The 11,848-nt window shown below is 62.1% G+C and carries 15 protein-coding genes; 7 read left to right on the top strand and 8 right to left on the bottom strand.

The window, feature by feature from the left end; genetic code table 11:
- Nucleotides 1–43: 43 nt before the first annotated feature.
- Nucleotides 44–703 carry a c-type cytochrome gene (locus GZ092_RS04150; protein ID WP_293634650.1) on the bottom strand — a complete coding sequence of 220 codons (660 nt, stop codon included), beginning with the start codon at nt 701–703 and terminating at the stop codon, nt 44–46.
- Nucleotides 704–1,001: 298 nt separating this feature from the next.
- Nucleotides 1,002–1,511, bottom strand: coding sequence for an Rrf2 family transcriptional regulator (locus GZ092_RS04145; RefSeq protein WP_293634627.1), 510 nt, complete (start codon nt 1,509–1,511; stop codon nt 1,002–1,004).
- A gap of 221 nt (nt 1,512–1,732) precedes the next feature.
- On the opposite strand from GZ092_RS04145, the gene GZ092_RS04140 reads away from it, so the two are divergent.
- The 3 genes from GZ092_RS04140 (at nt 1,733) to GZ092_RS04130 (ending at nt 4,906) form a co-directional block, all read left to right on the top strand.
- Entirely contained in the window at nt 1,733–4,009 is a 2,277-nt protein-coding gene (locus GZ092_RS04140) for a nitric-oxide reductase large subunit (RefSeq protein WP_293634626.1), read from the top strand.
- A gap of 89 nt (nt 4,010–4,098) precedes the next feature.
- On the top strand, nt 4,099–4,362 hold the full coding sequence (locus GZ092_RS04135; protein WP_293634625.1) for a DUF2249 domain-containing protein: 264 nt from the start codon (nt 4,099–4,101) through the stop codon (nt 4,360–4,362).
- Nucleotides 4,363–4,504: 142 nt separating this feature from the next.
- Entirely contained in the window at nt 4,505–4,906 is a 402-nt protein-coding gene (locus tag GZ092_RS04130) for a SirB2 family protein (RefSeq protein WP_293634623.1), read from the top strand.
- Nucleotides 4,907–5,020: 114 nt separating this feature from the next.
- On the opposite strand, the gene GZ092_RS04125 is transcribed toward GZ092_RS04130, so the two are convergent.
- A complete protein-coding gene (locus tag GZ092_RS04125) occupies nt 5,021–5,908 on the bottom strand; it encodes a LysR family transcriptional regulator (RefSeq protein ID WP_293634622.1) in 888 nt (295 codons plus the stop codon).
- Between the two features lie 103 nt (nt 5,909–6,011).
- On the opposite strand from GZ092_RS04125, the gene GZ092_RS04120 reads away from it, so the two are divergent.
- On the top strand, nt 6,012–6,359 hold the full coding sequence (locus tag GZ092_RS04120; protein WP_293634621.1) for an HPF/RaiA family ribosome-associated protein: 348 nt from the start codon (nt 6,012–6,014) through the stop codon (nt 6,357–6,359).
- A 38-nt stretch (nt 6,360–6,397) separates the two neighbouring features.
- Complete coding sequence (locus GZ092_RS04115) at nt 6,398–6,859, top strand: TerB family tellurite resistance protein (RefSeq protein WP_293634620.1); 462 nt, start codon at nt 6,398–6,400, stop codon at nt 6,857–6,859.
- A 19-nt stretch (nt 6,860–6,878) separates the two neighbouring features.
- On the opposite strand, the gene GZ092_RS04110 is transcribed toward GZ092_RS04115, so the two are convergent.
- Nucleotides 6,879–7,343: a TerB family tellurite resistance protein gene (locus GZ092_RS04110; protein ID WP_293634619.1), complete on the bottom strand. Its 465-nt coding sequence runs from the start codon at nt 7,341–7,343 to the stop codon at nt 6,879–6,881.
- A gap of 366 nt (nt 7,344–7,709) precedes the next feature.
- Between GZ092_RS04110 and GZ092_RS04105 the strand changes: the two genes are divergently transcribed.
- Nucleotides 7,710–8,318, top strand: a complete 609-nt coding sequence (locus GZ092_RS04105; protein ID WP_293634618.1) for a hypothetical protein — start codon at nt 7,710–7,712, stop codon at nt 8,316–8,318.
- A gap of 189 nt (nt 8,319–8,507) precedes the next feature.
- Here GZ092_RS04105 and trxC read toward each other — a convergent pair whose 3' ends face one another.
- Both trxC and GZ092_RS04095 read right to left on the bottom strand, forming a co-directional pair.
- Entirely contained in the window at nt 8,508–8,945 is a 438-nt protein-coding gene (gene trxC, locus GZ092_RS04100) for a thioredoxin TrxC (protein ID WP_293634617.1), read from the bottom strand.
- A gap of 93 nt (nt 8,946–9,038) precedes the next feature.
- The gene (locus GZ092_RS04095) at nt 9,039–9,590 is read right to left on the bottom strand and encodes a cytochrome b (RefSeq protein ID WP_293634648.1); all 552 of its coding nucleotides are present in this window, start codon (nt 9,588–9,590) and stop codon (nt 9,039–9,041) included.
- Between the two features lie 282 nt (nt 9,591–9,872).
- Between GZ092_RS04095 and GZ092_RS04090 the strand changes: the two genes are divergently transcribed.
- On the top strand, nt 9,873–10,430 hold the full coding sequence (locus GZ092_RS04090; RefSeq protein ID WP_293634615.1) for a DUF2242 domain-containing protein: 558 nt from the start codon (nt 9,873–9,875) through the stop codon (nt 10,428–10,430).
- Nucleotides 10,431–10,433: 3 nt separating this feature from the next.
- Here the strand turns inward: GZ092_RS04090 and GZ092_RS04085 are convergent, their stop codons facing one another.
- Entirely contained in the window at nt 10,434–11,000 is a 567-nt protein-coding gene (locus GZ092_RS04085) for a pseudouridine synthase (protein ID WP_293634613.1), read from the bottom strand.
- Nucleotides 11,000–11,710, bottom strand: a complete 711-nt coding sequence (locus tag GZ092_RS04080; protein ID WP_293634611.1) for a haloacid dehalogenase type II — start codon at nt 11,708–11,710, stop codon at nt 11,000–11,002. The genes GZ092_RS04085 and GZ092_RS04080 overlap by 1 nt, the downstream gene beginning before the upstream one ends.
- Nucleotides 11,711–11,848: the final 138 nt, after the last annotated feature.

Below are 11,848 nucleotides of genomic sequence, written 5' to 3'. Positions count from 1 at the left end.
AGCACCAATCCGTTCAGCGGAAATTTTGAAGGGAACTGGCGGGTCATGGACGGCTTTCCGTTTTTGGAGGCTGGACGGCGGCTGAAGGGGCTGCCACGCCTGCGGCGGCAAGTTGTTCGTAATACGCAGCGACGGCGGTAACTTCGGCATTGGAAAGCTTTTTCGCGATGTCGGGCATCAGTGCCAGGGGGCCGGGCGGCCGGCTGCCGGCTTTCCAGCCCTGCAACTGTCCGGCGATGTAGCCCGCTGGCAGTCCGGCCAGAGGTGGAAACTGCGCACCAACGCCGTTGCCACCGGGGCCGTGGCATTGTGCGCAGGCCGGCACTTGGGCCGTCCACCGTCCCCGCGTCGCCAGCCAGGCGCCTGTATCTGAGGGCGCGGGCTGTACGGGATCAGATGCGGAAAAGGGCGGCGGCAGCTGGCTGAAGTAGAGCGCCACCGCCTGGCGTTCGGTGGCGGTGAGGTTTTGGGCCATCGGCTGCATGACGGCATTTTTTCGGCTTCCGTCTGCGAAAGCGTCAAGCTGCGCCTGCAGGTAAGCCTGGCCTGTTCCGGCCAGGCGCGGAAAAGCTGCCATGCCTTCGCCTTTGGCACCGTGGCAGCTGATACAGGCCGCCACGCCCTGTGGCGTACCCTGGCTGGCTATTTGCCGACCTTGTTCGCGGGTGGCTTTTTGCGCAAAGCCGGGAGCCGCAAAAGTCACGGCCAGCAGCAGCAATACTGCCCGCCAAGCCTGAAGGCTGGCTTCGGGCTGCGGCTGCGTGTCGATGCGAAATGGAAGGCGGGGCGTTTTTTCGGTCACTTCACGGCCTTCTTGTGGGTGATTCTTGCGAAAAATGTGCGCTGGGCTCAGTCAGAACGGGCTGGTGCAACGGTGCGTTGCCTGCATCGTAAAAAGTTTAGGACGCGGTGGCAGCGCTGCCTGTAGGACAGCATCGGAATTGCCACCGGGGCAGCGCTAAAACGCGCATGGCCGTTTTACGTTGTTCGCTTGCAGCGTTTCAGACGGGTGTTTCCAGACCGGCCGCCGGAGGAAGCTTTTCAGAATCCGCCGTCTGCAACCGGATCGGGATGGACTTGAAGGCCGCTTCCAGGGCAACAGGGCTGGCGTTTGTTTTCATCAGGTCTTCCAGCGTGACGCCATCGAGCACCGCCAGGTAGGCCGTTGTCGCTTCATAGAGCGTATTTTTGAGAATGCAGTTGCTGCTCAGGCAGCACTTGTTTTTGTTGGGATCAAAACACTCGGCCATGTAGAAGTCGGGTTCGGTGCTGCGCACCACCGCGCCAATATTGATGAGCGCTGGTTCCTTGCCCAGCCTGAGCCCGCCGTTGCGGCCCCGCAACGATTCGATCACGCCCAGAATGCCGAGCTGGTGAACGACCTTGGTCAGGTGGTTTTTGGCAATGACGTGGGCGTCGGCGATGTCCTGAACGGTCACCAGCCGGTCGCGGTTGGCGGCAAGGTACATCAGGGTGCGCAGGGCGTAGTCGGTGTAGGTGGTGAGTCTCATGCGCGTGAAATCCTGGGTGGGGAAGCAGGCGGCAGCGGCGTAGGCAGGCCTGCTTGAAAAGGTCAGTTCAATTCTATAGAAGCTGATCCATTACGGATGAGGTCTTCAAGAAAAAAATGTATTTCATTTGCATATTTATTAAAAGATGTAGATAGAATCCATGTTATTAATTTGAAGCGTTTTCAAGTTTTTTAAACCCGCAACCACCAAGGAAATTTGCCATGCACGCGACGCGCAAACTCTGGACCTGGCTTGCTGTCATCTGCGTTCTGTCCTTTGCCGTTCTCGGCGGGGTCGGAACCGAGATTTACCTGACAGCACCGCCGATCCCCAAACAAGTCATCAGTACCAAAGGAACGGTGCTTTTCTCCGAAGGACAGGTCCAGCGCGGCCAGAAAGCCTGGCTGTCGGCCGGCGGCCAGCAGCTCGGTTCGGTCTGGGGCCACGGCAGCTACCTGGCGCCTGACTGGTCAGCCGACTGGCTGCACCGCGAGGCACTGGCCTTGCGCGGCGTGTGGGCACAACGCGATTTCGGCAAGACCTTTGAGGCGCTGAGCGTCGGCCAGCAGGCCGAGATCAACGCCCGGCTGAAATCCGAGATGCGCGGCAACACGTATGACGCGGCCACCGGCGCCATCACCCTGTCGCCCGAGCGCACCGAGGCCGTGCAACAGGTGATGAAGCACTACACCGACCTGTTCGGCGATGCGCCGTCGCTCGACAAGCTGCGCGAGCAGTACGCCATGAGCTCGGGCCTGCTGCCTGACGCGGACGACCTGAAAGCGCTTCCAGCCTTCATTTTCTGGTCTTCATGGTCTGCCGCCACCAACCGGCCGAACGAAACCGATTTGAGCTACACCAGCAACTGGCCGCATGAGCCGCTGGTGGACAACACACCGACCGCCAGTGCCGGTATCTGGTCGATTGCCAGCATCATCTTCATGATTGCAGCGATTGCCGGCATGATTTTTTACCACTCGACCCACAACGAAGGAGGCGACCCGACGCCACCCAAGAACGACCCGCTGTTTGACCTGAAGCCGACGCCGTCGATGAAGGCCACGCGCAAGTACTTTTATGTGGTCATCGGCCTGATCCTGGCGCAAGTCGGCATGGGCGTCATCACCGCCCACTATGCGGTCGAAGGCCAGAGCTTCTTCGGCTTCCCGCTCGGCCAGATCCTGCCGTTCACCGTGAGCCGCACCATCCACACCCAGTTCGCCGTGCTGTGGATTGCCACCGCCTGGCTGGCCACCGGCCTGTACATCGCCCCGGCCATTTCCGGCCACGAGCCCAAGTACCAGAAGCTCGGCGTCGATGTGCTGTTCTATGCGCTGCTGTTCATCGTCGTCGGCTCGACCGTCACCGGCTGGATCGGCACCTTGCAGCACCTGGGCACGGACTTCAGTTTCTGGGTCGGCAACCAGGGCCTCGAATTCACCAGCATGGGCCGCGTCTGGCAAATCCTGCTGTTCATCGGCCTGCTGTTCTGGGTCACGCTCCTCGGTCGCGGACTGCTGCCTGCGCTGAAAAAGCCTTCTGAAAGCCGCGGCCTGATCGCCATGGTGTTCCTGGCCGCGCTGTGCATCGGCGGCTTTTACGCCACGTCGCTGACCTGGGGCCAGACCACCCATTACTCGATGGTCGAGTACTGGCGCTGGTGGCTGGTCCACCTGTGGGTCGAAGGCTTCTTTGAAGTGTTTGCCACCGCCGTCATTGCGCTGCTGTTCACCCGCCTGGGCCTGATTCGTGCCAGCACCGCCAACAGCGCCATCGTGATGGAAACCATCGTGTTCCTGTTCGGCGGCATCCTGGGCACGCTGCACCACCTGTACTTCACCGGCACGCCGACTTTCGTGATCGCGATTGGCGCCATGTTCTCCGCACTCGAAGTGGTGCCGCTCGCCATGATCGGCTTTGAGGCCTACAACAGCTTCCAGCGCTCCAAGGCCGCACCCTGGGTGCAGTCGTACAAGTGGTCGATCATGTGCTTCATCGCCGTCGGTTTCTGGAACGTGGTGGGCGCGGGTCTGCTGGGCTTCACCATCAACACGCCGATTGCGCTGTACTACCTGCAGGGCCTGAACATGACGGCCGCCCACGGCCACGCCGCGTTGTTCGGTGTCTACGGCATGCTGGGCATCGGTTTGCTGCTGTTCTGCCTGCGCGGCCTGTCCGACCGCCTGGCCTGGTCCGACAAGCTGCTGGCCCCGATGTTCTGGTGTCTCAACATCGGCTTGGCCATGATGGTGTTTATCTCGCTGGTGCCCGCCGGTATTTACCAGGCCTGGGCCAGCATGACCCAGGGCATGTGGTTTGCGCGTTCGCCTGAAGTCGTGCATTCGCACTTCATGGAAACGCTGGTCTGGATGCGCGTTCCGGGTGACGTGGTGTTTGCCATCGGCACCGTGTTCCTGGCCTGGTTTGCCATTCGCCTGCTGACCGGCGGCAAGAAGCAGCCGGTGCTGGTCTCGGCAAGCCGCGTCAAACGGGCCTGACGGCCTGGCGTTCGCTGAAGAGGCCGGCCATGTCCGCCTCTTCAGCCAGGCAACTTTCCGATTTTTTCAAATCCTCCAGGAGAATTTTCATGAGCCACAACTGTTCGCTTCCCGTGACGTCCGAAGGCGTCTACCCCTTCGATGCACGCGGCGTTGCCAAGCGCTTTCGCCACGCCGCCATTTTTGGCGCGCTCGATTCGCTGCAGCCTGGCGAAACCATGCGGTTTTGCAACGACCACGACCCCTTGCCGCTGCTGTCGCAGATCAACGCCCGTTTCGGCGCCGGCGTAGCCATCTCCTATGTCCAGCGCCAGCCGGGCGAGATAGTGATTGACTTCAAGGTGCTCGGCTGAAACCACAGACAGGGTCGCGCTTCTAGAATGGCGGCTCTGCCATGCCGCCAGCAAGGTGCCAGGACGCGGGTTCAAGACCGGCGGACCTGGCACTGCTGTTTTGCGGTTTCAGTCTTTGCCAACGAACCCACCGGACCCGCCCGTGAACTACCTCGCCATCAAGCACCTGCACATCACCTTTGCCGTCCTGAGCGGCAGCTTTTTCCTGTTGCGCGGGGTGTGGATGCTGCTGGACTCGCCGGTGCTGCAGCGGCGCTGGGTGAAGGTGGTGCCGCACGTCGTTGACACGCTGCTGCTGACCAGCGCGCTGGTGCTGGTGTTCTGGAGCGGCCAGTACCCGTTCGTGCAGAACTGGCTGACGGCCAAGGTGCTGGCGCTGGTGGCCTACATCGTGCTGGGCACCATCGCCCTCAAGCGCGGCAAGACCCGGGGCGTGCGGACGTTTGCACTGCTGGCGGCGCTGGCCACCTTTGCCTACATCGTGGCAGTGGCGCTGACACGGCAGGCGGATGTGGTGTGGCGGGCTGTGGGACTGGGCGGCTGAAAAGTTGATTTAAAGGTCAAAAATGGCATTTCCGCTCTATCCGCTTCAATAGTTTGCTATCGAATCAATAACGCCATGCTGCATTGAAAAGCCGGGCCTGAAGGACGGGCGGCGTCACTTTGCCTGCCCGGCCAGCAACAGCCGGACCAGCGGATGCAGCACCTTTTTGTGCGCGGCAATGGCAAAGAAATGCTCCGCCACGCCATCGCAGGCGCCGACGCGCGCCACGCCATAGCGGCTGGTCAGTTCTTCATGCACCAGCTCGGCCGCCGGAAAAACGCCCATGCCGCTGGCGCCAAAGGTCTTGAGCAGCGCACTGTCCTCGAACTCGCCGACGATGTGGGGCCGGATGCCCAGGCGCTCAAACCACTGGTCGAGTGCGGTTCGCACATCGGCATGGCCGCTCGGCAGCAGCACCGGCACGCTGGCCAGCGAATGGGGAAAGTCCTGCAGCGCCGCCGCCTGCCAGGCCGGCGGCGCATACCAGGCGAGGAGGGACGAGCCCAGCGGATGGCTGTACACCTTGAGGTTGGGATTGGACGGCGCCGGCCGGTCGGCCAGCACCACGTCCAGCCGGTGCAGCGCCAGGTCGCCCAGCAGGTCGTCGAACTTGTCTTCATGGCACAGAAGCCGCAGGCCCGGCGCCTGCATGACCGGCTGCATCAGCAATCTGACAGCCAGCTTGGGCAGCGTATCGGACACGCCAAGCGTCAGCCGCACGGCCGGTGAGCCGGTGGCCTCGCGCAGCGCCGCCGGCAACTGCTCGCCCAGCTGAAAGATCTGATCGGCCTGGCGCATGGCGGCCAGGCCGGCTTCGGTCAGCGCCAGGCCCCGCCCGGCGGGCTTGAGCAGTGCAAAACCGAGCGACCGCTCCAGCTCGCGCACCTGCGTGCTCACGGTCTGCACCGCCATGCCCAGGCGTTCGGCGGCGCGCACCATGCCGCCTTCCTTGGCAACCACCCAGAAATAGTACAGATGCCGGTAGTTGAGGGAAATGCTCATCGTCAGGTTTTTCAGAAGTTTTATTCAATAATTATCTGCTTTTCAGGAAGCGATTCAGCCTCTATTCTTGCCTTCATCTTCAACCCCACCCTGGAGCACTGCGATGCAAGTCATTTTTGAATCACGCGACACCGAAGGCCGTCAGTTTCAAGCCCTGGCCGAACAGCGCGTCCGTTTCGTGCTGCGCCGCCTGAGCTGGCTGGTGCCGCAGGCGAGCATCCGGCTGTCGGATGTGAACGGTCCGCGTGGCGGCATCGACAAGCGCTGCCAGGTCGAGTTCACCACGCAGGGCAACGGCCGCATCGTCAGCACCGCGATGGCCGCCGACTGGCGCGCAGCGCTCGAAGGCGCGCTCAGCAGGGCAGCCCGGCGCATCGTTCGCAGCGTTCAGCGCAGCCAGGTGCGCGAGCGCACACAGCCGCGCCAGCGACCGTTCGCCGCCGACCTTTGAACCATCAGCTTCTTCACCGACCCCCCAAGGAACACCTCATGCGCAGCTATCCCCGCAACAGTCCGCAAGCCGCCACCCGGATTCTGGCCCTGGCGATGCTGGCCGACGGCCACCAGTGCCCTTCGGAGCTGGCTCTTCTCGAACGGCTCGAAGTGCATGCGCAACTCGGCCTGAGCCGTGCCGAACTGCATGCCGTGGTGCATACCTTTTGCGAAGACCTGATGGCGGTTTCAACCGGCATGTGCTGGGCCGACCTGGCACAGGTCAGGCCTGACCCGTTGCGCCAGGTGCTGGCCGAGGTGGATGACCCCGCGCTTCAGTGTTTGGTGATGGAGTTGTGCATTTCCCTGGTCGAGGCCGACCGTTACCTGACCGACACCGAATCGGTGGTGCTGGCCGCCGCCCTGCTGCAGTGGGGCCTGCCCCGGCAGGCGCCGTTGACCGTCCCGGCCAGCGCCAAAGACCAGGGCCTGGCATACGCCGGGCACCGTGCCGCCTGAACTCCGGCGCAGGACGCGTTCAGGCCAGGCTGGCGGCTTCCTTGGCCCGCAGCTTGGCGCCGATGTATTCGCCATGCGTGACGTGCAGCAGTCCGGCAATCTTGCTGATCACGTGGTTTTCGTTCGCATGCAGGTGGTCATCGGCATAGGCGACCTGCCACATCTGCTCGACGATCCGGATTTTTTCCGGATGGCTGAAGCAGTCGTTGATGCGCGAAGTGAACTGGTGGTAGTCCGAGGCGGTGCGCGCGGCGTGCTCGGCCAGCTCGACCAGCTGCGCCAGTTGGTCGTCAGGCAGCGCAAACTTGTCACGCAGGCTGGCCAGCACCGACTGGCGTTCTTCGGCATGGCGTTGCGGGTCGGCGCGCATCACTTCCACCAGCAGCACGGCCGTCGCCAGCTTGAGCGCATGGTCGCGACCCTGCGGGCTTTCCTCGGCCGGTCCGGCGAAAGTGTCAAACAAGTCCTTGAGGGTTTTGAGCATGGGTTTTCCAGAATGTAGGGTGCTGTACCACCGCAATGCGGCAACAGCGGTGCGACTCCATGAAGTTGGGATGAGTTCCTGCTGTTCAATGGCTGCGTGTACCCTGACGGTTGCAAAGCGCGTAAACAAAAAAACGCATCAGGACACGCTTGTAGTCGCGAGGTAAATACCGGGTAAATGTCTGTTTTCCTTACATTGCGTTAACAAATGCAAGGCAACAATGGCTTCACTGAATCACACAGAGCCTTAGAAAAGCAGCGATTCAGGGGAAGCTTGAGTGACGGGTTTGACGACAGACGAAAAGTTTTTCGTATCTGCCGCCTGTTATTTGAACTGCCGGCATGCCCATCCTTATTGGAGAACCCCATGAAATCGAAATTCCTCACCGTTTCCTTACTCGCATCCGCTGTGTTCGCCGGACTGGGAATGTCCCCGGCCATGGCCCAGGGAACCAACACCCCGCGCATTGACCAGACGCAGCAAGCCATCAGCACGCGCATCCAGCAGGGCCTGGCGTCGGGCCACATCACGCCTTCCGAAGCGCAAATGCTGATCCGCCGCGAACGCGACATCCAGATGCGCGAGGCGCAGTACAAGTCCAATGGCACGGCGACGCCGCAGGAACGCCAGCAGTTGCGCAACGAGCTGAGCGCGCTGAATGCCGACGTTGAACGCATGATGGCCAACAACAACGTGGTGCGCCCGCCCAACAATGCTGGCAACACCCCAGGCATCGACAACCAGGAATACCAGGTGAGCCGGCGCATCGACGAGGGCGTGCGTTCGGGCCGTATCACCCAGCGCGAAGCACGCAGGCTGCAGAGCCGGGAGCGCGAGATTGCACGCCACGAGGCCTTCTTCAAGTCCGACGGCGTGGTGACGCAGCAGGAACGCCGCCAACTGCGCAATGAACTCAGTGCCCTGCGCGACGAGGTGGAACGCATGATGAACAACAACCGCCGCGGTCGCGGTTAAGCCACCACGCGGCGCGGTCAAATCGTGCGCCGCCTGAAAGCTTGGCCTCAGCCAGGCAGTTCGGTCCAGCAAGGCCGGACTGCCTGGCTTTTTTAATGAAAAAAGGTGCTTGCGCTTGCTGTGACTTTGTTAGCAGCTATATAAATAATAGCGAATCAAGCCCGGCCCAGCCTGCCAGCAGCCGTGGGCTCAACGCAGGTTCGACTGCACCCAGCGCACAATGTCCGCCGCGCCCATGGCGCCCGGCTGCCGGGCAATTTCACGGCCGTCCCGGAACAGCGCCAGCGTCGGAATGCTGCGAATGTTGAAGCGCGTTCCCAGGTTGGGCACGGCTTCGGTATCGACCTTCGCCAGCCGCACCTGCGGCTCCAGTTGCGCTGCCGCCTGCTCGTAGGCCGGTGCCATCTGGCGGCACGGGCCGCACCACGGCGCCCAGAAATCGACCAGCACCGGAATCTGGTTGCGACTGATGTGCTTGTCAAACGCCGCCTCGTCCAGCGCGGCCGAATGCGCGGTAAACAGCGCTTGCTTGCAGCTGCCGCAGGTCGGCGCGCTGCCGAGCTGGTCGGCGTGAACCCGGTTGGTGGTGTGGCAATGCGGGCAAACGATATGAAGTGGATCAGTCATGGGCTGCATCTTAGGTCTGAAGGAGAAAATGCAAGGACGCCGCGCCTTGGCACGGGGCGACAAGCTTTGAATTCAGGCTGTGTATCAGGCGGGTCAGACCGATGCTTTGGGCAGCATGGCCCGCAAGGTGCTGTCGCGTTTGATGTAGTGGTGAAACAGCGCGGCGGCGGCATGCATCCCGATCAGGTAGTAGCCGATGGTGCCGACCAGTTCGTGAACCTCCTTGATCTGGCCTGCCAGTTCCTTGTTTTTCCCGATAAGCGCCGGAAGTTCGAGGCCGAAAAATGGAATCGGTTTGCCGGCTGCGCTCAGCATGAGCCAGCCCGCCAGCGGCATGCCGATCATGAGCACGTACAGCATCACGTGCGCCAGTTTGGCTGAAAGCGCCTGCCATGGCGGCGGGGCCGGTTCAATGCGCGGTGCCGGGTAAATGATGCGCATTGCCAGCCGCAGCCACACCAGGAAAAATATCAGCAGGCCAAACATGAAGTGCAGGTTTTTCATCGTCTCGCGCAGTTCGGTGCCCTTTTCAAACAGCACGCGCAACTCAATGCTGGCGTACACCGCAATGAACAAGGCCAGCATCAGCCAATGCAGTGAAATGGAGGCCATGTGGTATCGATTTGTTAGTTTTTGAACGGTCATGACAGGTTTTTTCATGGGTGGGTGGTGCCGGAATTATAAAAATGGCCAGATTAAGACGGTCTTAAGTGTTTTTTTGAAGTCATCAATTTTTGTTTTAAATCAAAGAGTTACGATGTTTTTTGGTAAGGTGTGGGTGGTGCGGCAAGGGGCAGCTGCCCCTTGTCAGCGCATGAAGGCTGGTCCCCTCAGGCGCTCTGCGCAGGGACGGGGCGCTCCCAGAAGTTGTCCATGCCGCCCGGTGAACCGACAATACGGTTTTGATATGTCCAGGAGTGCCCTGTTTTGAATCTGTCCTGCAAGCGTTACAGCGCAACCCTCGGCCTGGTCGGCTTTATCAGCCTTTCGGGTTTGCTGGCGGGATGTGCCAGTCCGGTGAAATCATTCGCGTCGCAGGAAGAATTCAGCTCGACGGTGACCTATTCCCGGCTGTTCGATGCCTCTGCTGCCCAAACCTGCGAGGCGTCCAGGCGGGCCTTGCTGAGCCAGGGCTACATCATCAGTTCGGCCCGGGAAGACATGGTCGAAGGCCGCAAGAGCTTCCAGCCAGAGCCCGAGTCGCACCTGCAGATGGAAATTCGCGTCGTCTGCGCACCGGATACCCCCGACGGCAAGGTCAGCCTGGGTTTTGTCACCGCGCTGCAGGATGTGTACGCCCTGAAGAAAAGCAACAATTCGGCCAGCCTGGGCGTGGGCGCCCTCGGTTCGGTCTCGCTTCCCTTCAGCTCCAGCAATGACGCCATGGTGAAGGTCGGCAGCAGGACCATTTCATCAGATGCTTTTTATGACCGTTTTTTTGACCTGGTCAGGCGTTACCTGGTGGCGGACGAGGCCAGCAACTGATCTTCAAGCCGCCGTGGCCAGGCCGGCATCGGCTTCGCGCCAGTGGCCCTGCGCCAGACCGTCGAGCGAATAAGGGCCAACGGCGGCGCGAATCAGGCGCAGCGTCGGAAACCCCACCGCCGCCGTCATGCGGCGCACCTGGCGGTTGCGCCCTTCGCGAATGCCCAGTTCGATCCAGCCGGTGGGAATCGACTGCCGGACGCGAACCGGCGGATTGCGCGGCCACAGCGCGGGCGGCTCCGGCATCAGGCTGGCGCGTGCCGGCAGGGTGGGGCCGTCGTTCAACTGAACGCCCCGGCGCAGGCTTTGCAGCGCAGCTTCGCCGGGTATGCCTTCCACCTGGACCCAGTAGGTTTTTTCCATCTTGAAGCGCGGGTCGGCAATGCGCGCCTGCAGCTTTCCGTCGCGGGTCAGCAGCAGCAGGCCTTCGCTGTCGGCATCGAGCCGGCCAGCCACATACACCCCCGGCAGGTCGATGAAATCCTTCAGCCCGCGCCATCGCCCCTCCGGGGTGAACTGGCTGAGCACGCCATACGGCTTGTTGAAGACGATCAGCCCTGGCAAGCCCATCAGCAGCCCAGCTGGTCAGCCAGCGCCATGAAGTCACAGGCATGCCGGGTATTGGCCGGGCAGGGCGACACGTCCTTGGGCTGGCCAGCGCCAAACTCGGCCGGGCGTTCGATGTAGGCGGTCTGCAGGCCGCAGGCGCGCGCGGCGGCCAGGTCGTCCTGGTGGGCCGCCACCAGCATCACCTCGGATGGCGCCACGTCGAAAACCCGGGCCACGCCCCCGTAAGTCGCCGGGTCGGGCTTGTAGGCCCGGAACACTTCGGCCGACAAAATGCAGTCCCACGGCAGGCTGCCGTGTTTGGCCATGTCGGCCAGCAGGCCGATGTTGCCGTTGGACAGTGTGCAAATCATGTGCTGCGACTTCAGGCGGGTCAGTCCCTGCACTACGTCGGGCCACGGATCCAGCCGGTGCCAGGCCTTGTTCAGGTGCTGCAACTCGGCCTCGCTCAGGCCTTCAAGGCCGAACGGTGCCAGCAGTCCGTCAAGAATCAGCCGGTGCAGGTCGTCGATCAGCGTCCAGCCCAGTTCACCCGACATCACCCGGCGCATGGCCGGCTGGTAGCCGGCGCGCCAGGCGAGCGCGAATGCGTTGCCGTCCACCAGGGGCCGCAGCGCCTGCACTTCGCGGGCAATGCCGCTGTGCCAGTCCACCACGGTGCCGAAAACATCGAAAGCCAGAACCTTGGGCGTGGGAAAGGTGGATGTGTTCATAAACGTCATTATCGGCAGCCCATCGCCACCGGGCACCTGATGGTCGGCATCACGGCTGCCTGTTTTTTGGGCATGCCGCGCAAAGCCATAGCCGGCGCGGTTTTCGGGACTTGTCCAGTCACTTGTCCACAGGGCCAT

Origin of the sequence: Polaromonas sp., assembly GCF_010365105.1 — a bacterium.
GTDB lineage: Bacteria > Pseudomonadota > Gammaproteobacteria > Burkholderiales > Burkholderiaceae_C > Polaromonas.
This window is presented reverse-complemented; position numbering and strand designations above follow the sequence as displayed.